Raw genomic sequence first — 19723 nt, 5'->3', positions numbered from 1 at the left:
CACCACCGTGCCATGGCCGCTCGCCCTTCAGAGCAAGCGCCGTTCTCTCTCCAAAACTTTTTGCAGAACCTTCAGGACACTATCGTAAGATGCGGCTGTGTGCAGCTAGATCTCTACCGCACACGGACGGATAGGATACCAAGCGACGCGCTTGCCGGGTGGCGTCAGACGCGGTTGGGGGGATTTTTTCGATCGAGACCCGATGATCCTGAACTTCGCGCAGGCCCGCGATAGTCTCGGCCAGAACGCGCGATGCAGCCCGGTCCTCTTTGGACGATAGGCACCCCAAAATTGAACCACCCCGCCTGTCACCGTCACGTCGGAATCGCCGACCGATGATCATGGCTCAGCCGGGAGTGCCTCCAGGAGTTGATCCCGAATAGTGCTGTGTTGGCCGCGGTTCGGACGAGTGGGCTTTCTCTAGCAGTCGCCAGCGGCGATCCAGTCCGGACACTTCGGTGCTTCCGCCGCCCGCAATGCGCTCAGAAATCCATATCCATGTCGTGATGATGATGCTCGTGACCGGGAAGCTCCGGCGGCGGCGGGCCAGGCACTTCGGCCACCATGACTTCCGTTGTAAGGAGAAGACCCGCAACCGAGGCCGCGCCCTGGAGCGCCGTTCGCACCACCTTGGCCGGGTCGATGATGCCCTTTGACACCAGATCCCCGTACACGCCCGATTGGGCATCGTAGCCATAGGCGTTGTCGTCGTTTTCGAGGATCCCGGCGATGACGACCGAGCCTTCCAGGCCGGCATTGATCGCGATCTGCCGAGCCGGCCAGGTGATCGCCTTCCTGACGATCGCGATGCCGACCTGCTGGTCCTCGTTGCCGCCCTTGAGCTTCTTAAGCGCCCTGCCGGCGCGCAGCAAGGCGACCCCGCCGCCCGGGAGAATGCCCTCTGCGACCGCGGCTCTTGTCGCGTTCATCGCGTCATCGATGCGATCCTTCTTTTCCCTGACCTCGACTTCGGTGGCACCGCCGACCCGGATCACGGCGACGCCACCGGCGAGCCTGGCCAGCCGCTCCTGGAGCTCCTCGCGGTCGTAATCGGAGGTGGTTTCCGCAAGCTCGAGCTTGATCTCAGCGATGCGGGCCTCGATGCTTGCCCGCTTGCCGGCGCCGCCGACGATCGTGGTGTTTGCCTTGTCGATCATCACCTTCTTGGTGCGCCCGAGCATATCGAGGGAAGCATGCTCGAGCTTGATGCCCAAATCCTCCGAGATCACCGTTCCGCCGGCCATCAGCGCGAGATCCTGCAGCATCGCCTTGCGGCGGTTTCCGTAGGCCGGCGCCTTGACTGCTGCAACCTTGAGAGCGCCGCGCAACTTGTTGACCACCAGCGCCGCAATCACCTCACGCTCGACATCCTCGGCGATGATGAGCAGCGGCTTGCCGGCCTGCACCACCTTCTCCAGCAGCGGCAGTATTTCGTTCAGGCTGGACAGTTTCTTCTCACTGATGAGGACATAGGCATCCTGCATCTCGACCCGCATCTTTGCGCGATTGGTGATGAAATGGGGCGAGATGTAGCCGCGGTCGAACTGCATGCCCTCGACGAATTCGAGTTCGGTTTCGAGCGACGTCCCGTCCTCGACAGTGATCAGGCCGTCATTGCCGACCCTCTTCATGGCGTCGGCTAGGCAGCGGCCAATCTCCCTATCGCCGTTGGCCGAGATGGTGCCGACTTGCGCAATTTCGACGTTCGAGGTGACCTTCGTGGCGTTGTTCTTGAGTTCCGCGACGACGGCTTCGACCGCGAGATCGATGCCGCGCTTCAGGTCCATGGGATTCATGCCGGCGGCCACCGCCTTGGCGCCCTCCCGGACGATCGCATGCGCGATCACGACGGCGGTGGTCGTGCCGTCGCCGGCCTGATAGGAAGTTCTTGTTGCGATCTCGCGCACCATCTGGGCGCCCATGTTCTCGAACTTGTTGTCGAGTTCGATTTCTCTGGCGACGGTCACGCCGTCCTTCGTGACCCGCGGCGCGCCGTGCTCCCTACCGATCGCGACGTTGCGCCCTAGCGGGCCAAGCGTGACGCTCACCGCATTCGCCAGGGTGTCAATGCCGCGCAGCATTCTGTCGCGAGCCTCGAACGAGAACATGATTTCCTTGGCAGCCATTTCCTTGAACCTTAAGACCCGGAACGTCCGGGCAACGGCGAAGCTTCATTCGGCCGCTCAGGCGAGATTGTCCCGTGGCAGCCCAAGCCGGTTCCAGACATCGAACAGAGCTGCCGCGAGCCGATCAATCATGATGTCCTCATGACAGGGTGTTGGCGTGATGCGCAGCCGCTCAGTTCCCTTCGCCACGGTCGGATAATTAATCGGCTGGATATAGATGTCGTGCTCGCTCAGCAGCAGGTCGCTCGCCGCTCTGCAATGCGCCGGATCGCCGACTGCCACCGGAACGATATGGGTGTCGCTCAGGATGACCGGCAGCCCAGCGGCACCCAGCGCCGCCTTGACCCGCCGGACGCGGTCCTGCTGGCACTTGCGCTCCCACTGCGAGGTTTTCAGATGCCGGATCGCCGCTGTGGCCGCGGCGCAGATCGCCGGCGGCAACGCGGTGGTGAAGATGAAACCCGGAGCATAGGAACGAACCGCATCGATCAGCACAGCACTTCCCGTGATATAGCCGCCGAGGCAGCCGAAGGCCTTGGCGAGCGTGCCTTCGATCACATCGATCCGGTTCATGGCGCCGTCGCGCGCGGCGATACCGGCGCCGCGAGGGCCGTACATGCCCACAGCATGGACCTCGTCGAGGTAGGTCATTGCGCCGTAACGATCGGCGATTTCGCAAATGCGATTGATTGGCGCGACGTCGCCGCCCATTGAATAGAGACTTTCGAAGACGATGAGTTTTGGCCGATCCGGATCCGCCGCCTTCAACAATTCCTCGAGATGATCGACGTCGTTGTGGCGGAAGATGCTCTTCTCCGTACCGGACTGGCGGACGCCCTCGATCATCGAATTGTGGTTGAGCGCATCGGACAGGATCAGACAACCGGGGATCAGCTTGGCGATAGTCGAGATGCCAGTCTGGTTCGAAACATAGCCGGACGTGAAGACCAGTGCCGCCTCCTTGCCGTGGAGATCGGCAAGCTCGCCCTCAAGCTCTACGAGCGGATGGCTGGTGCCGGAGATATTGCGCGTCCCGCCGGCCCCCGTTCCCAGGCGGGTAGCAGTCTCCACCATGGCGGCGACCACCTTTGGGTGTTGACCCATCCCGAGATAGTCGTTGGAGCACCAGATCACGACGTCCTTCGGTCCATGCGGGGAATGCCACACGGCATTGGGAAAGCGCCCGGCGATGCGCTCCAGGTCCGCGAACACACGGTAGCGCCATTCCTCCTGCAGACGCGCGATCGCATCCGCAAAGAAACCGTCATAACTCGTAATGCCTGGCTCCACGATATTGCCTTGCCCATCGGCCATATCGCCCGCATTTCCGGTCGTCGGAGGTCCAAATCGCCGCGGCGCAATGACGTTCTTTACGCCGCCGGGTTTGCCGGTGTGCAACGCTGTGGATTCCGCCATCGCCCGATTCCCCTGCTTGCATACGAACGATGTCGAAGCGCAATGCGCGCCGGTCCCGCTCGCATCGTTCCTCACGACCCGCGTTCAGGAAGGTCGAAGTTGAGCTGCAGCATTCGCGCTATGTTTATCAGAATCGTCTCGCAGACCTTATCTTGATTGGGATCCAGATATTTGACAGTCCAGTTTGCCCCGTTCTCCTTGGTTTCGAGCCGCTGAATCACAAAATCGGTGACGTGCTCGCATCCCGGCTCCTTATGAAGATCCGCGAGGATCAATGCCTTAAGCTCCGAAGCTTCCTTTGTATGCCTTTGCATGGCCGCTTTCCTTCCGGATGACAACTGCTATGCATTGATCAACTGCATAATCGTGATCTCCGTCATCCCAGGGCTCGTGTCATCGCACCAATTCACCCAACACAGCGGCAATACCGCTGCTTGGTGTGTCAGAGTCTAGCCCCTCCACGAATTGCCCCTGTGGGTTCATGATGTATATGTAGGTGCCATGATCCATTAGGTAGTCGTCATCGCCCGCCTCGCCCTGGCGCGCCACACCATAGGCGCCATATGCCTCCGAAACCGCAGCGATCTGTTGCGGGCTGCCGGTCAGCCCGACGATCCGCGGATCGAACGCCGCGGTAAAGCTTCCCATCACCTCAGGCGTGTCGCGTTCGGGATCGACGGTGATGAAGAGCGGTTGCAGTTTTGCGGCGTCGGGGCCGAGTTCCTTAATCGCCGCGGCGATTGAGGACAGCGTCGTCGGACAGATGTCGGGGCAAGACGTATAGCCGAAGAAAACCAGCAGCCATTTGCCGCGATAAGTCTCATCCGTGACCGTCGTTCCGTCCGGCGCCGTGAGCGTGAATGGGCCACCGACCGTCACAGGCGCCGTGTCAGCTCGCACGAGCGGTTGGCAGATCGACAGGGCCGCTGCGAATATGATGCAGAAGAGGGGATGCGGACCGTAGGCCCAGGGGCGGAGGAGTCGATGCCGTCGCTTCATCAAGGACCTCCGGCACTTCGAGAATGACGCGCCAAAACCCCCGCGTGTGTTTGTGATTAACAAACTCGCCTAAACCAACCCACTTTATCATATTTTGTTGCTGGATGGCTAGACATGGCACTGGTTTGGCTCTATTTTTGAGAGTTGCCCCTCATCTCTCTTGAAGGAGGTGGCTTTTATGATGATTCGCGAATTGATGAGCGGACTAGCGGCGATGTCTTTCGTTGCGATAATGTCCGCGTCTGCGCAAGCCTACGAAGTGGGTCCGGTCACGGGAGGCGGAACGATCGAGGGTACGATCGTCTACCGCGGCGACGTGCCGACAACAAAGATCATCCCCACCAAGAATATCGAGGTGTGCGGCGACCCCCGCGAGGAGCCGCTGATCGAAGTCGGCAGCGATCAGGCCGTGCTGAACGCGGCGGTGCAGCTGGTCGACGTGGCACAGGGAAAGGCCTGGCCGCAGCCCGGAAAGCTGCCTGAACTTAACAACCTCAAATGTCGCTTTGAGCCCGCGGTGCAGATGATACCGGCCGGTTCGTTGGAGGTGGTCAACAGCGACCCAGTGCTCCACAACACCCACGGCTATTATGGCAAGCGCACCGCCTTCAACCTGGCGCTGCCCAATAAGGGCCAGCGCATACCGGTCGAACTGAAGCGTGCCGGCACTGTCCGCATCGATTGCGACGCGCATGGCTGGATGGAGGGCTGGGTCTATGTGGTGGACAATCCCTACTACGCGGTCACCGGCGCCGATGGCAAATTCAGCATAACCGATGTTCCGCCGGGGGACTACAAGCTCGTGGCGATCCATCCCTTCACCGGGCCCATCGAGCAGCCCGTCACGGTAGAGGAGAATAAGGCCACCAGTCTGACGATTGAACTGAAAAAATAACAAAATGGGCGACCCACTGATTCAACAGGGTCGCGTTCCTGCGAGAAGACCGACGCTTTAAGAAACGGTCTGCACTGAGGAGGAACCCTGATGTCTGACGAGCTTGACCGCATTCGGCGCGAAATGCATGCGGTGCTGCAGCAGCCTGGCGTACGCCCCGACGACTCGCTTCAAATCACCCGCCGCACCTTCATTCACAGATCGCTGCTGTTCGGCGCTGCTTCCGTCGGCCAGACCTTCGCGTGGTGGCCGCTGCTCAACACCATCGACGTCGCTCACGCCGCCGAAGCGCCCTTCAAGTTTGCCTGGATTTCGGACACCCATCTCTACGAGAGATCGCTCAACACGCGCTTCGTCGACAAGGTGGTGCGCGCCGTGCAAGAGGTCCAGGCCATGGATCCGCCGGCCGACTTCCTGATCTTCGGCGGCGACCTGGCCCAGCTCGGAAAGATCGAGGAACTTGAGCTTGGCGTTGAGCTCCTCAAGGATCTGACGATCAAGAAATACTACATCCCGGGCGAGCATGACTGGTATCTGGATATGGGCCAGAAGTGGGGCGAGTTGTTCGGCCAACCCAACTGGACCTTCGATCACAAGGGCGTGCGCTTCATTGGGCTCGATACGGTCAGCCGGGGACCGGACTACTGGACAGCGAAGAAGATGACGCCAGAGGAGCGCATGGGCCATATGGCTACCCTCGACGGCACGGTTGCCGGCGCGTGGGCCGGCGTCGGCCGCGACCAGCTCGACTGGATGCAGAAGACACTCGCCGACTGGGATAAGTCCAAACCGATCGTCATCTTCAGCCATAATCCGCTGTACGAGTACTACCCGCCCTGGAACTTCTGGGTGCGCGACTGGCGCGAAGTGAATGACGTGCTGAAGCCTTATACCAAGGTCACCAACATCCACGGTCACGTGCACCAGGTGCTCTACAACGAGATCGGCAGCATGCGCTCGATCGGCATGCTGGCGACCTCCTGGCCGTGGCCGTATGCGCCGGAAGGCTTGCCCAAGCTTACCAAGCCGATGATCCGTGTCGATCCGGGCGATCCCTTCGACGGGGTCGGTTGGGAAACCGTGAACGTCAACGCCGACGATAAGGTCGATGTCGAGTACATCATGTGGGGCCGCAAGGAGGTGTTCGTCCAGTCGCCGGAGGACCACGACAAGAGCATTGCGGAGGTCATACGGTCACGCATCGCCGACAAACAGTACCCATGGGCAAATCCATAACGGTGGTGGCTATGATAAACACATCGACATTCCTCTGCATTCTGAGGCGTTCCATCGTCGCCGGAGCAGTCGTCGCAGCTGCCGTCGTCGGGCCGGCCAGTGCCAACAAGGATCCGGTAACGCCAAAGCAGCTGAAACTCTATCAAGAAGCGTTCATGGAGGAGGTCAGGAAAGGAGACCTCCTGTTCCATGGTGATGCGGCGATGAAGGAGCAGTTGGGCGTCAAGCTGTCGACCACCGGGTGGGCCTGCGCCATGTGCCATCCGATGGCCTCCGATACCCACCCGCAGGCGTTCCCGAAGTTCCAGGCGTCGATGGCCAAGTTCGCGACACTGCGCGACATGATCAACTGGTGCATCGAGAAACCGAGCCAGGGCGAGAAGATCGATCCCGAATCGGAGGCGATGAAGGCGCTCGAGGCGTACATCACCTGGTCGAACAGCGGCTCGGTGTTGGTGCCAGGCAAATACTAGTCTCGTCGATAGCCGGGGCACCGGCTTCAGGGAGCGCGAAGCGAGTCCGCCATCGGAGTGACACCTCGATGGGGAACGGTGGGCTTAAAGCAGTCGTGCGGCCCTTGAACCGCGCGGGGAGGGCCATGCGTTGGCAGAGACTGCGATGGAGCTGCGCGGCAAGTTCGCGAATGTGGACCTGGATGCGCTGGTCGACAAACGGGTCGTGCGGACCTGGCTTTATTTCGGCATGTTCTGGCTGATGGTGACGCCATCCGTCGGCGTCATGATCTCGGGCACCTTCAACTACCCCGACTATCTCGGATCGGGGAACCTCGAGCTCACCTTCGGCCGGCTGCGCCCGGTCCACGTCAACGGTGTCATCTTCGGCGCCTTCTCGACGCTTTTCATCGGCCTTTGCTACTATCTCGTGCCGCGTCTGTCGGGGGTGCGGGTGATATGGTCGGAGTGGTCGGTTCTTCTCGCATGGGTCTGGAACGTCGCAACGCTTGCCGGTTTGGTCGGCTTGCTGCTCGGCGACAGTGACGGTTTGGAAGCCGGAGAGCTTCCGCTCTACGCGAAGGTCGCATTCTTCATCGTGGTGGCTGTTGCTACCGCGCAGTTCCTGATCACGATCAGTCGAAGGCTGGAGCCGGCGATCTATGTCGCGCTATGGTACCTGATCGCCACTTTCGTGTGGACGACGATGAACTTCGTGCTTGGAAGCTTCATCCTGCCATACACGATCTCGGGCATCAACAGCGCCGCCTTCCATGGCCTCTATCTCCACTACATCGTCGGGCTGTGGATAACGCCCGCGGGCTACGTGATCATCTACTATTTCCTGCCGGTCAGCGCGCGAAATCCGCTCTATGCCCATAAGCTCTCGCTGGTAGGCTTCTGGTCCCTGGCACTGTTCTACCCGTTCGTCGGCATCCACCATTACCTCTACAGCCCGATCGCGGACTGGGCCGAGACCTTGGCCGTCGTCACGTCGATGCTGCTGATCATTCCGGTGTGGACGGTGCTGGTGAACTTCTTCGGCACCATGATGGGCAGGTGGCATGAGTTCGGCAGGAACTTGCCGGCGAAGTTCCTGATCATGGGCTCGCTCATGTATCTCGTCGGCTGCTTCCAGGGCTCGACCGAGGCGCTGCGGCAGCTGCAGCAGCCGACCCATTTCACCGATTTCGTCATCTCGCATTCGCATCTCACCGTGTTCGGCACCTTCGTCGTCTGGGCGATGGGGGGCCTCCTCTATACTTGGCCGCGGCTGTTCGGGCGCGAACTCTGGTCCTTCAAGCTCGGCAACTGGTCGTTCTGGCTGATCACCGTCGGCATCACGACCATGGGCCTGGTCCTCACAGCCGGCGGGCTGCAGCAGGGTTATCAATGGATGAATGGGGTCGAATGGCTCGACTCGCTCGTCTGGGTGAAGCCCTACTGGCTGGCGCGGACCCTGGCAGGCATCAGCATGGATATCGGTATGTCGCTGCTGGTGGTGAATCTGATGCTGACCGCACTGACCAGCCCGGCGGCTGAGGCGCGACGCGCCCGCGGGCCGGTGGAGGCGCCTATCCCGGCCCCGGCGGGAGGGCCCGCGCAGTGAACGTTCGCTTCTTCGCGCTGTTCGCCGGCGTCTTCTGCATCACCCTTGCGGTGATCACGCAGGGCGTGCTGCCCTTCGTGGAGCCGTCCTCGCGAACTACGCGCGTGACCTCGGTGGTGCGCACGGATTTCGGCCAGCTGAAATGGACGGTTTCAGAAGCGACGGACTACACCGAGCAGCAGCGTCGCGGCCGCAACATTTACCTGCGCGAAGGCTGCTGGTACTGCCATTCGCAATTCGTGCGGCCGGTGACCGGCGAGATCCGCCGCTGGGGACCGGTCAGCGAGGCGGGCGAATACGCCTATGACGTGCCGCACCTGTTAGGCACACGCCGGATCGGACCGGACCTGACGCGCGTCGGCCTGAAATACAGCGACGAATGGCACCTGGCGCACTTCTACAATCCGCGGATGCTGGTGCCGGACTCGATAATGGCGCCGTATCGCGGCCTCTTCCACGAGCCCGATGCAGCCGTCCGTATCGTTGACGACGGCGCTGGCAATCGGACCCTGGAAAGGACAGAGGTCACCAAAGGCCTGTTCGACTTCGACAGCAAGCAAGCGATCCAGCTGACGCCCAATGCGTACGGGTTGCTGTTCGTGCCGCTGAAGGCGCGCGAAAGAAAGCCGATCATCCTGACGCCGAACGACGAATACACAGGCGAAACCGTCAGCATCGCGGCGGAGACGGAATCGCTGGCGGCGCTTGTTTCCTACGTCCAGAAGCTCGGCACGAACCGGGGTAAATGGCGCGATCTTTTCGAGCCGCAAAGCCTGGAGGTCATGGATGCGACGATGCCGCGCTCCGAGGAATGGATTGCTTATGGCAAGGAAGTCTATGAGCGCCGCTGCATCGGTTGCCACGGTGCCAAAGGCGACGGCAACGGGCCGGCCGCCACCTTTATGTTTAACCAGCGGCCCAGGAACTTCACGTCCGCAGTCTTCAAGTTCAGATTGACAAAGGAGCCCCTGCCCACGGACGGCGACATGCTGCGCACCATTACTCGCGGCATCCGCGGCACGGCAATGCCCCCTTGGTACGAACTGCCGCTCAACGATCGGCTGGCGGTGATCCAGTACATCAAGTATGAGCTAGCGGTTGACCGTTCCAATCCCGCCAGTCCTTACGCTTTCTTCGTCGAGGAACCGCCTGGCCCGCCGTTGTATATCGGGCGCCCGCCGACCCCGTCCCAGACGATGCTGGACCGTGGCAAGGAGGTTTGGCAGGTGGCGAAGTGCTGGGAGTGCCACGGCCAAGGTGGCAAGGGCGACGGCGAGAAGGCGGCCGGCCTCAAGGATGATATCGGGTTCGCCACCGTGCCGGCCGACCTCACCAGCGGCCAGTTCAAGTCTGGCCCGGCCGTCGAAGACATCTTCCGGACGATAACTACCGGCCTCAGCGGCACGCCGATGCCGTCCTATCGGGATGCCTTTCCGGACGAGGACCGGTGGGCGCTTTCCTATTTCGTGGTGGCGCTTTCCGCCTATAAAGACCCGCTCTCGCTGCAGCCGCTGTCGATCAAGAAGGAGGCCCGCGCGGCGCTGAACGATCTGGAACTGGTCGCTGACAAGCCGGAGCGAGCCTATGTGCCCGATCCGTCGGTGCCGGCGTCCGGCCCGCCAGCTCCGCCTGGCGAGGAACAGGCGCCCGCCGGAGGTTAGCGCATGCTCGGTTTTGAAGTCACCGGACCCTATGCGGGCGCCATGCTGATGAGCCTGGCGGCCCTGTTCTTGTTCATCTGGGGCGTCCTGTCCGGCGCGTTGAGCGGCACCGACAAAGCCGCCAACGGGTTTTTTGAAAGGGAAATGGAGAATGAGCGATCTGCAGAGCAGCGATCCGGAGAGCCCGACGCATCCGGAACTGGATGTGCGTCAAAGCTCGCACCCTGAACTGGAGGACTATGCCGGCGGCCTGATACAGGCGCGTGTGGGATTCATTCCGCTATGGCTTCTCGTCGTCTACGTGCTGCTGTTCGCCTGGGGGCTGTACTACATGTATGCTTATTGGGGCGGGCTCGGGCCCGGCCGTCTGTTCTAAGTAGACGGTCGCAAGGGCTGGTAAGACAGGAGTGATGGAGACGATGATAGCCAAAATTCTCCTTGGGGTCGCCGCATTGAACCTCCTTTTCCTGTGCTTCGAGGTGGCGATAAACGTGCTTCGTCTTTATTTCGGCTGACATAGGAGCAGCGGATGCTACAGGACACCGTCTTCAAGCTTGCTGACGCCGGCTTGCCGCAGATGCTTGGCTTCCTCATCTATGGCGGCTGCACCGTCGGCTTTATCCTCTTTCTTTTGTATCTTGTGCGGCAATAGCGCCGCGTCCGCGCCACTGCGCAAACGCCAATGATCTACTACCTCGTGATCTTCACCGCTGGATTTGCAGGCAGCTTTCATTGCATCGGCATGTGCGGCGGCTTTGCCTGCGCGCTGGGCCGCGATCAGCGAGGGGGAGGCGCAACCGTCCTTCGCCACCTGCTCTATAATACCGGCCGATTGACAACCTATTGCTTTCTGGGCGGGCTCGCGGGCGCGATCGGTCAGGTCATCTGCACCACGCAAGGTCTAACGGCGGCGCCGCTCTTGAACGGCTCCCTCGACATCGCCCAACGAATTCTCGCAATCGTCGCTGGCCTGCTCATGATTGCCATGGCGTTGCAGTTCTTCGGCTTGCTGCAGGTCTTTCATCGCCTTGCGATCGGATTTGGCGGCAGCACATTTGCATTGTCCCTGCGCGGTCTGTTGACGGCCCGGAGCAGCGCCGCACCGCTCGCCTTTGGCGTTTTCAACGGCTTCCTGCCATGTCCCCTGGTCTATGCCTTCGCCGCCCAGGCGGCGAGCACCGCCGGAGCGCTTCCCGGGTTTCTCGTCATGGCATGGTTCGGACTGGGAACCTTCCCCGCGATGTTGATGATGGGCGGCGTTGGCCGGATACTCGGGCCAGCCTGGCGGCGGCGCGGCGTGCGGCTGGCTGGTGGCTTTATTCTTTTGCTCGGTCTCATCACGCTCGGCCGTGGTCTCCTGCCTTCCGACGCGCATATCGGCCTTGCCTGGCCGGGCGGGCATCCCGCATGACTGCGCATGGCGATATCCTCTGTAGCCATTGTTCGCTGCCCGTCGGTCTGCGCCCGATGGAGCGCAGGCTCAACGGAGAGGCTTGCGCGTTCTGCTGCTACGGCTGTTGTATCGCCTTTCAGGTGAAGAGCGGCAGACACGAAGAGTGGGAAGCCGCCTGGCTTCTGATCCAGCTCGGCGTGGGAGGCTTTCTCTCCATGAATATCATGATGTTCAGCCTCCTCCTCTATTCGGACGCGTTCACCGGCGTCGATGCGGGCGTGCTGCCGTGGATTCACTTTTTGCTCTGGATCTTCGCCACGCCGGCGGTGGTGATTCTCGGCGGACCCTATCTGCGCGACATGTGGCTCAATGGCATTCAGGGACGAGTGACGTCGTCGGCACTCATCGTGCTTGGCGTCGCTGCCGCTTACCTCTATTCGGCATTTGCCGTGTTCGAGGGCAGCCCGCATGTCTATTTCGACACCGCCGTGATGGTGCTGATGCTATTCACAGTTGGCCGCTATCTCGAGGCTGTTGGCCGCGCCAGGGCGGCGCGCGACCTCGAACCACTTCTGGCCGCAGAAAGCGAGAGCGCGACCGCGGTCGATGGCGCGGCAGAGATCCGCCGTCCGGTGCGGGAGGTGACGGCCGGCATGCTGGTGCGGGTCCGGCCAGGCGAGCGCATTCCGGTCGACGGCGTGGTTGTCGAGGGGGAATCGAACACCGATGAAGCCGTGATTACCGGAGAAAGCCGGCAAGTGACAAAGCGCGCCGGCTCCAAGGTGATTGCCGGTAGTATCAATATCGACGGCCCGCTCCTGATCCAAAGCAGCGGTGACGGAACCGCAACCCGCTGGGCACGGATTTGCCGGTCGGTGCGCGAAGCGCTGGGCCGTCGCAGTCCAACCCAGCGCCTTGCCGATCGCGTCGTTGGCGTGTCCGTGCCGCTCGTCCTTGCCCTCGGCGGGCTGACGATCGTTTACTGGGCCCAGTCATTGCCGTTCGATCGGGCGTTGCTGACTGGCCTCTCGGTGCTGGTGGTTGCCTGTCCTTGTGCAGTCGGCCTCGCTGCTCCGATGGCGATATCGCTCGGCATCGGCCGGCTGGCGCGGCACGGCTGCCTCGTCCGCGACCCCGGCGTGCTCGAGACCCTGGCGCGTGTACGGTTGCTCGCCTTCGACAAGACCGGCACTCTGACGGCGGGCAAAGCGCGTCTCGTCGGCGTCGACCGCGAGGAGGTCGGCATCGACGAAGTACTGGCGCGCGCCGCCGGTCTGGAGCGCCATTCCGAGCATGGTCTGGCGCGGGCCATCGCGGCAGCCGCCGCTCAGCGGGGCATCACGCCGCTCGTCACCCGCGAGGCCCGGATGGTTCCCGGCCGTGGCATCCGCGGCAGCGCCGAAGGCCGGCCCGTGGCGGCAGGGAACGGCAGATTGATGAATGATCTGGGCTGGCCGCTTCCCCCGTCGCTGGCCGAGCGTGCGCGGTCGCTGGAGGCGAGCGGTCATTCGGTGGTCTATGTCGGTTGGGGCGAGCGGGTTCACGCCGTGCTGTCGCTCGATGATTCGCCGCTTCCCGAGGCGCAGGCCGCGATCGCGGCCCTGCGTGAGCGCGGGCTCGACGCCACGCTGTTGACCGGCGACTTGGCGCAAGCGGCGGAGCGGATCGCGGCCCTGGTCGGGATCAAGGACGTCCAAGCGGGCCTTTCGCCGGAGGCCAAACGGCTGGCCCTGGATCGGCTCCGCCATGACCACGATGCGGTGGCAATGGTCGGCGATGGACTGAATGACGGGCCAGTTCTGGCCGCCGCAGATGTCGGTATTGCCGTCGGCTCCGCCACCGATCTCGCCCGCGAGACTGCGGCGCTCGTGCTGCCTGCGGACGGATTGTGGATGCTGCCCTGGATCGTCGACGTGGCCCGCGCGGTGCGCAGGACCATCTTGACCAACCTTATGTGGGCGTTCGGTTACAATCTCGTCGCCCTGACGTTCGCAGCATTCGGACTTCTGCAGCCAATCCTTGCGGCGGCGGTCATGGCCGGCTCGAGCATCCTCGTGGTGGTGAATTCGCTGCGGCTGGAGCGGCTGCCCGATCCTGTTGCAACGCTGATCCCGGAGCAACGATCCGGCGCCGAGGCGGAGCGCGCCCAGAATGGTGCCGGCATTTCCGCAATGGCCGGCCCGGCCGTCGAGCGGAGTTGAGTTTCGTTTCAGCCAAACACGTCGTGCGTGAAGGCGTCGTACCAGCCTTCCGCCGCGCGCGCTGCCTGCCGGCGGACCTCGGAGCTTTCCTCGACCTTGCTGACGAAGCTGATGACGCTCTTGAGCTTTCCGTCGACGGGCTTGAAGCTGATGGCGTTGCTGAACGCATCGTCGGGGGCGAGATAGGTGTAGCAGGTGTTGAACAAATGCGCCGGGAAACGCGCTGATCCGGTGAGATCGGCCGCGATGGCAAAGGCGCAGGCTTTGGCCTGGCTGTTGGCGCAGAAGGCGGATTTCGGCATATCCCCGCCGATGATCGCGTCGCCGACCAGATGGACGCCGGGCTGCAGCGCCGATTCGAAGGTGACCGGATCGACCGGACACCAGCCCGACTGATTGGCGAGCCCTGCCTGCTGCACCAAGCGCCCGGCCATTTGCGCCGGGATGACATTGGCCACCGCGGCCTTGAATGTTGCTCCCTCGGTGATCACCGACCGGGTCTTCGCGTCGATCGCCGTGACCCCGCCAGTGAACTGGGCCGGTAGCCATTCGATCATTCCCGGATAGTGGCGGTTCCAAGCGTCCTGGAACAGGTCCTGCGCGTTGAAGCTGTCTTTCGAATCGAGGATCAGAATTTTGGCCTTGGGTTTGCTGCGCTGGAAATAGGAGGCGATGAGCGAAGCGCGCTCATAGGGGGCGGGCGGACAGCGAAATGGATTCGGCGGGACGACGATGACGAATAGGCCGCCGTCCTCCATGCTTTCCAATTGCTGGCGCAACAGGCTGGTTTGCGGCCCTGCATTCCAGGCGTGCGGCATGATCTCCATCGCAGCTTCGTCATAGCCCCTAAGCGCCCGATCCCTGAATGCGATGCCTGGCGCAACAACGAGACGGTCGTAGCTGAGCTTCGAACCGTTGTTCAGCGCAACGGTTTTCGCCGCCGGGTGAATCGCTTCAGCGGACTCATGAATGACGGTGATGCCATATTGTTTTGCCAGCGCTTCATAACCATGACTGAGCGATTTGAACGGGCGGAGCCCGGCGAGATAGAGATTGCTGAAGAAGCAGGTCGTGTAGCTCTGTCGCGGTTCGACCAGGGTCACCTCGATAGCCGTGGCGCTGACGGCGAGATATCTGGCGACCGTTGCGCCGCCGATGCCGCCGCCGATCACGACGACACGCGCCTTGGCCTGGCCCCGCGCCTTCGGCTGGTTGAGCGCCGTTAGCAACGCTGCTCCAGTCAGGCGGCCGAACTCGCGACGCGTCCAGAATTTCATGGCGCGCTACTTTCCCTGCGCTGCGACATAGCGCGCGACGCTCGCGATCTCCTCGTCGCTGAGCGACAGCGCGATAGCGTGCATGATGTGATTTGGACTCTCGCTCGCCCGGTAGGCAAGCAGGGCGTTGGTGAGCCCCTCCTCACCAAGCCGGATGATGCTGGGAATGCCTGTGCCGCCGCCATCGAGGCGATGGCAGGACGCACAGGTCGCGGCGAGTTGAGCGCCTTGATCGGCCCCCGCCGCCGCGCCGGATTGGCTGACGAGAAGCACGAGGCCCGTGGCAATCGCAGATCTCGCGACGGGACGCATGCTGAATACCCGTCTGTTTCGGAGTTTTCCGGTCACGCTCCCACTCAACTTGTCACGCCATAACTCGCGCAGCTCGATTGCGTCGCCACCTCAACCGACCGTGAGCCGGTGCGACAACGTGTAGACGGCACCGCCGTCCTCCTCCCATACGAAATCGAGCCGGCCGCTCTCCGTCGCGCGCAGGGAAAATTCGAAGAACGGGTTAGCCGAAATCGCCTCGTGGAGATCGACGCTGAACACCACGGATTGGTTGTAGCGGCAGACAAACCTGTTGATGATCTTGCGCGGGATTACATTGCCTTGATCATCATGGCGCAGCCCTGTTTCCATCTCATGGCTGATGATGGTCTTGACCTGAAAAAACTCTCCCTTCGCCGCAGCGCTCGGCACGATCACGCGTGGTGTTGCGGTAGTCACTGTCTCTCTCCGTTCTCAGGCACAGCCATCTGTGGCGACACGGACCCACGTCGTGGTCATCAGCAAATTGCCGTCATTCATTTCGGCGACAGCGATGACATGCTGCGGTTTGGCAAGGCGGATGCGGGTCGACACGCGGGGCAGGCTGCGTTGGGGGACGAAATGGAAACTGGCGACTTCGATAAGCGGGTTCCGCGGCGCGAACACGCGCATTTGCCTCACATGGTCGGCCTCAGTCATGGGGCTGTCGATGTAAAGACTCATGGGCACGGTATAGCCGGTCGGGAAGTATGTCGGCATTATCAGGTGAAGGCGATCCGACACCGTGGCTGTCCGTCCGGTGAACTGTTCGACGAGATCCAGCGCTTCATCGTTCGCACGCGCGCTCTGCGGCGAGGAGAGCGCGACTCCGGCAAACCCCGCACTCCCGGCGATCAACACATCGCGGCGCGTCAAGCTCATCATCCCGGTCTCCGCCTTTTTTGCGTCACTCCGAAGACACACATCAACAGCGGCAGGAGGCGGCGCAATCGGACACATCAGTGCGGCAGCTTTGAAGTTTAGCACCGCCAACCGCTGCGAGCAAATCTCTTAGAAGTGTCCAAGGTCTCTTAGCCGCCCTCAAAACGGTCAAGGCATTGCAGGAAAGGACGCTCCTGCGTTTGTCGGATTTCTAATCACGCTCTTGGCCGGCTATCAGACGCTCGAACTAACTGGAGCGCTCTGAACAGCGCCAGCGCAATGTCGGATTTACAAGCATGTGCGACATTCATGATAGGCTGAAGAAGGACCGGTTAGGGTCATAAATTCCGGTTTCGGACTAATGGGTCGCACCGAACAATGTCGCTGCGTCGCCGAGCGATTTGGACCCACGCGCTGGCTCGTCTCAGTCTCGGCTAGTCCGACTAGAGATCAGGCGCACAACATTTCGGAGGACAACGTGCACCAGAAGCCGACATTGCACGTTGAAGGTCAGGTCAGCGTCTTGCTAGTGACCTTCAATTCAAGAAATGCCGAACTCTCGGTTGCTTATTATCCCCTGTCGCAAGAACGGGAATGCCCCTGAAGCCAGGTCATCGCCATTGCCACCAAACCGGGCGGGATTGGCGTCATTCATGGGCCTTGCGGCCATTATGCTATTAGGCCCGCGCTAAGGGCTGAGTTTCGCGGAACAAGCCGACGCATGGGTCCGTTTCCTGCGTGCCAAGAGCATCACGACTGCAGCTTGGTCGAGCTATAAAGCCTCGGTGTGCCACTGCACATGTGAGGCTTCGTTATGCGCGACGCTACTCATGCGCGGAGCCACTCATGGAAGAGTTCCTACTGTTCGCAGCCGTCGGGTTTCTGGCCCAGGCGGTCGATGGTGCTCTAGGGATGGCCTATGGCGTGATCTCTTCGACGGTGCTCCTCACCTTCGGGGTGCCACCGGCACAAGCATCAGCTTCAGTTCATGCTGCGGAATTGTTCACCACCGCCGCTTCCGGATCGGCTCATCTTTATCATCGCAACATCGATTGGAAACTGTTTTGGCGACTGATCCCCTTTGGTGTCGGCGGCGGTATGCTCGGCGCTTTCGTACTCACTTCGTTTGACGGAGATCAGGTCAAGCCATTCGTTACAGCATATCTCGCGGTTATTGGGAGCTGGTTACTATATCGGTCGTTTCATCGTATCCCCACCAACCCCGTGAAGCTGAAAATCGTGGCGCCGTTGGGCGCAACCGCCGGATTCCTGGACGCCGCAGGCGGTGGGGGCTGGGGTCCTGTTGCCACCACCGGTCTACTCGGCGCGGGTGGACAACCGCGATTCGTTATCGGCACGGTCAATGCGAGCGAGTTCCTGATTGCACTTTCAGTGTCGCTGAGCTTCCTCGCCACGATTGTAACCGGCCATTGGGAGCAAGCCGGCGAATTCCGCGACCTAACATCTGTTGCCGGACTGATCGTTGGAGGCGTTTTAGCGGCGCCGCTGGCGGGAAGGATGGTCAAGACATTGCGGGAGAGGACGCTCCTGCGGCTTGTGGGATTTCTGATCACGCTTTTGGCCGGCTACCAGACACTCGAACTAACTGGATTGCTCTGACCGTGAGACAGTCGAACGGAGGCAAGGAAATGAGCACTTCGACCAGGATCGGCATCGGAGCGGGCTGGCTGGGCGGCGCGATCGCCGGATTCATGCTCGATGCCGGTGTCGTCAAGCCACAAGATCTTGCCTTCTCCTATCGGCAGACGAGGCCCGACTGCGGCGGAAGCTCGCGCTGGATCGAGGTGACATGGATGACCACGCCCGAGCCTTGCTCCATCATCATTGGCAACAGGGCAGATCAAGCAGGGTTCATCGGCTTCGCGCGAGGATGATTTGGAACGACGGGAAGACCAAAGACGTTCGTGCATATTGCATCCGCTAGCCACAGGTCTAACGCTTGCTATTCTCAGTAGTTCGAGGCGTACCATGTTTCGCAACTCGGGCATCATTTCTCTGCCTCGCCCGCTTGAGCGTCGTGTGGACACTCTTGCCCAGTCGTTCATGCGCCAGCGGCTCGGATCTCAGATGGACTTCTCGACTCCGGAAGGCGAACCGGCGCTGTTACCACCCAACTCGGTGTCCTGGCGCATTTTTAAGAACCCTGTTGCGCTGTTCATCGGCGGGGTAACGGCGGTGCTGCTCGAATTGGCAGAGCCGCGGGTTCGCGACGCCATTTGGCAGCACAGCAGCTTCCGCTCCCTCGCGCTCCGACGATTGCAGCGTACGGGCCTCGCTGCTTTGGTCACGGTCTACGGCCCCCGATCCAAGGCTAAGGCCATGATTGAAGATGTGGTCAGGATGCATGGGCGCGTTTCGGGTCGAACCAGCGAAGGCGAGCCATACCACGCCACCGACCCGGAGCTGCTGGACTGGGTGCAAGCGACGGCCGAGTTTGGTTTCATGGAGGCCTATCACGTCTATGTGCATCGTCTGCATTTTTTCGAACGGGACGCGATGTTTGCTGAGGCTCGCCCCGTGGCGCTTCTCTATGGTGCGGTCGGCGCGCCCACGTCTCAGGCCGAGCTTTACGCGCTGTTCGACGTGATGAGGCAAAGACTCGTCGCGTCGCCGATCGTGTCGGAGTTCCTGGAGATCATGGAAGAAGTTCCCGCCTTGCCGGGAGTTGCTCGACCCCTTCAGCGGCCGCTTCTGAAGGCGGCCGTCGAGATCCTACCCCAATGGGTCCGCAAGCGGTTGGAACTCGGCGACCGCTGGACCTTGAAGCCGTGGGAGCGTGCTGTTGTGAAGACGACGGCTGCAATCTGCGACAGCACCGTGCTTCATTCATCACCAGCCGTCCAGTCGTGCCGCCGCCTCGGCCTTTCCGAGAGCTATCTCTATCGCCGAACGGCATCCGAAAACCTACACAGAACCGGACAGTGTTCGTTCCTTGACTAAATGTCAGGCACGCGTCGTGATCGTGTCCCAGGGAGTGGTGTAGCTGACGGCTTGGTCGCCGCGCTCTCCGGCATGGGGCCGGGCTGATCAGCGTGCCACGGCTGGCAGGCTGATCAGAAGGATCATCGCTCATTTGGCTGATGGTTTCCAGCGTCATGTATCTGGCGCGCTGCACGGCCCATTCGTCGTTCTGTTCGAGCAGGATCGCGCCAACCAGGCGGACGATGGCGTCATCATTTGGGAAGATGCCGACGACCTCGGTGCGCCGCTTGATCTCGCCGTTGAGGCGCTCGATCGGGTTGGTCG

General features: G+C 61.6%; 20 protein-coding genes and 2 pseudogenes. 13 read left to right on the top strand and 9 right to left on the bottom strand.

Annotation, left to right across the window (positions count from 1 at the left end):
• Positions 1-482 precede the first annotated feature (482 nt).
• From groL to NKI01_RS29920, 4 genes are all read right to left on the bottom strand, one after another.
• The gene (groL, locus tag NKI01_RS29935) at positions 483-2126 is read right to left on the bottom strand and encodes a chaperonin GroEL (protein WP_023718662.1); all 1644 of its coding nucleotides are present in this window, start codon (positions 2124-2126) and stop codon (positions 483-485) included.
• A 57-nt stretch (positions 2127-2183) separates the two neighbouring features.
• Positions 2184-3440, bottom strand: a complete 1257-nt coding sequence (gene hemA, locus NKI01_RS29930) for a 5-aminolevulinate synthase (RefSeq protein WP_352790488.1) — start codon at positions 3438-3440, stop codon at positions 2184-2186.
• Positions 3441-3613: 173 nt separating this feature from the next.
• On the bottom strand, positions 3614-3856 hold the full coding sequence (locus NKI01_RS29925) for a hypothetical protein (RefSeq protein ID WP_027154144.1): 243 nt from the start codon (positions 3854-3856) through the stop codon (positions 3614-3616).
• 79 nt (positions 3857-3935) lie between these two features.
• On the bottom strand, positions 3936-4541 hold the full coding sequence (locus NKI01_RS29920) for an SCO family protein (protein ID WP_352790430.1): 606 nt from the start codon (positions 4539-4541) through the stop codon (positions 3936-3938).
• Positions 4542-4737: 196 nt separating this feature from the next.
• On the opposite strand from NKI01_RS29920, the gene NKI01_RS29915 reads away from it, so the two are divergent.
• From NKI01_RS29915 to NKI01_RS29875, 9 genes are all read left to right on the top strand, one after another.
• Positions 4738-5436 carry a carboxypeptidase regulatory-like domain-containing protein gene (locus NKI01_RS29915; RefSeq protein ID WP_352965711.1) on the top strand — a complete coding sequence of 233 codons (699 nt, stop codon included), beginning with the start codon at positions 4738-4740 and terminating at the stop codon, positions 5434-5436.
• Between the two features lie 90 nt (positions 5437-5526).
• On the top strand, positions 5527-6672 hold the full coding sequence (locus NKI01_RS29910) for a metallophosphoesterase family protein (protein ID WP_023718667.1): 1146 nt from the start codon (positions 5527-5529) through the stop codon (positions 6670-6672).
• A gap of 11 nt (positions 6673-6683) precedes the next feature.
• Positions 6684-7145, top strand: a complete 462-nt coding sequence (locus NKI01_RS29905) for a c-type cytochrome (protein ID WP_023718668.1) — start codon at positions 6684-6686, stop codon at positions 7143-7145.
• Between the two features lie 145 nt (positions 7146-7290).
• Positions 7291-8733: a cbb3-type cytochrome c oxidase subunit I gene (locus NKI01_RS29900; protein ID WP_023718669.1), complete on the top strand. Its 1443-nt coding sequence runs from the start codon at positions 7291-7293 to the stop codon at positions 8731-8733.
• Positions 8730-10394: a cbb3-type cytochrome c oxidase subunit II gene (locus NKI01_RS29895; RefSeq protein ID WP_352965707.1), complete on the top strand. Its 1665-nt coding sequence runs from the start codon at positions 8730-8732 to the stop codon at positions 10392-10394. Before NKI01_RS29900 ends, NKI01_RS29895 begins: the two co-directional genes overlap by 4 nt.
• Before the next feature lie 151 nt (positions 10395-10545).
• Positions 10546-10770, top strand: coding sequence for a hypothetical protein (locus tag NKI01_RS29890; RefSeq protein WP_352528399.1), 225 nt, complete (start codon positions 10546-10548; stop codon positions 10768-10770).
• A gap of 153 nt (positions 10771-10923) precedes the next feature.
• Positions 10924-11046, top strand: coding sequence for a hypothetical protein (locus NKI01_RS29885; protein WP_352450399.1), 123 nt, complete (start codon positions 10924-10926; stop codon positions 11044-11046).
• Positions 11047-11076: 30 nt separating this feature from the next.
• Positions 11077-11805 (top strand): sulfite exporter TauE/SafE family protein, encoded by a 729-nt coding sequence (locus NKI01_RS29880; protein WP_352965704.1) that lies wholly within the window; start codon positions 11077-11079, stop codon positions 11803-11805.
• 56 nt (positions 11806-11861) lie between these two features.
• Positions 11862-13988, top strand: coding sequence for a heavy metal translocating P-type ATPase (locus tag NKI01_RS29875; RefSeq protein WP_352965710.1), 2127 nt, complete (start codon positions 11862-11864; stop codon positions 13986-13988).
• An 8-nt stretch (positions 13989-13996) separates the two neighbouring features.
• Here the strand turns inward: NKI01_RS29875 and NKI01_RS29870 are convergent, their stop codons facing one another.
• The 4 genes from NKI01_RS29870 to NKI01_RS29855 are packed head-to-tail and all read right to left on the bottom strand — an operon-like array spanning position 13997 to position 16459.
• Entirely contained in the window at positions 13997-15265 is a 1269-nt protein-coding gene (locus tag NKI01_RS29870; protein ID WP_023718676.1) for an NAD(P)/FAD-dependent oxidoreductase, read from the bottom strand.
• 6 nt (positions 15266-15271) lie between these two features.
• Complete coding sequence (locus NKI01_RS29865) at positions 15272-15613, bottom strand: c-type cytochrome (RefSeq protein ID WP_352965702.1); 342 nt, start codon at positions 15611-15613, stop codon at positions 15272-15274.
• A gap of 54 nt (positions 15614-15667) precedes the next feature.
• Positions 15668-15970 carry a thiosulfate oxidation carrier complex protein SoxZ gene (gene soxZ / locus NKI01_RS29860; RefSeq protein WP_084642623.1) on the bottom strand — a complete coding sequence of 101 codons (303 nt, stop codon included), beginning with the start codon at positions 15968-15970 and terminating at the stop codon, positions 15668-15670.
• Positions 15971-16009: 39 nt separating this feature from the next.
• The gene (locus NKI01_RS29855; protein WP_352589341.1) at positions 16010-16459 is read right to left on the bottom strand and encodes a thiosulfate oxidation carrier protein SoxY; all 450 of its coding nucleotides are present in this window, start codon (positions 16457-16459) and stop codon (positions 16010-16012) included.
• Between the two features lie 164 nt (positions 16460-16623).
• Here NKI01_RS29855 and NKI01_RS29850 point away from each other — a divergent pair.
• The 4 genes and pseudogenes from NKI01_RS29850 to NKI01_RS29835 all read left to right on the top strand — a co-directional run.
• A pseudogene (locus NKI01_RS29850) lies at positions 16624-16721 on the top strand (sulfite exporter TauE/SafE family protein); the annotation flags it as partial.
• Between the two features lie 581 nt (positions 16722-17302).
• Entirely contained in the window at positions 17303-18076 is a 774-nt protein-coding gene (locus tag NKI01_RS29845; protein WP_023718680.1) for a sulfite exporter TauE/SafE family protein, read from the top strand.
• Between the two features lie 29 nt (positions 18077-18105).
• The gene (locus NKI01_RS30930; RefSeq protein ID WP_023718681.1) at positions 18106-18351 is read left to right on the top strand and encodes a hypothetical protein; all 246 of its coding nucleotides are present in this window, start codon (positions 18106-18108) and stop codon (positions 18349-18351) included.
• 94 nt (positions 18352-18445) lie between these two features.
• Positions 18446-19417 (top strand): oxygenase MpaB family protein, encoded by a 972-nt coding sequence (locus NKI01_RS29835; protein WP_352589338.1) that lies wholly within the window; start codon positions 18446-18448, stop codon positions 19415-19417.
• 87 nt (positions 19418-19504) lie between these two features.
• Here the strand turns inward: NKI01_RS29835 and NKI01_RS29830 are convergent.
• Positions 19505-19723, bottom strand: a pseudogene (locus NKI01_RS29830) (transposase); the annotation flags it as partial.

This window comes from Mesorhizobium sp. M0815, from assembly GCF_040319995.1.
GTDB lineage: Bacteria > Pseudomonadota > Alphaproteobacteria > Rhizobiales > Rhizobiaceae > Mesorhizobium.
The sequence above is the reverse complement of the archived record's forward strand: the minus strand, read 5'-3'. Positions and strand labels throughout refer to the sequence as shown.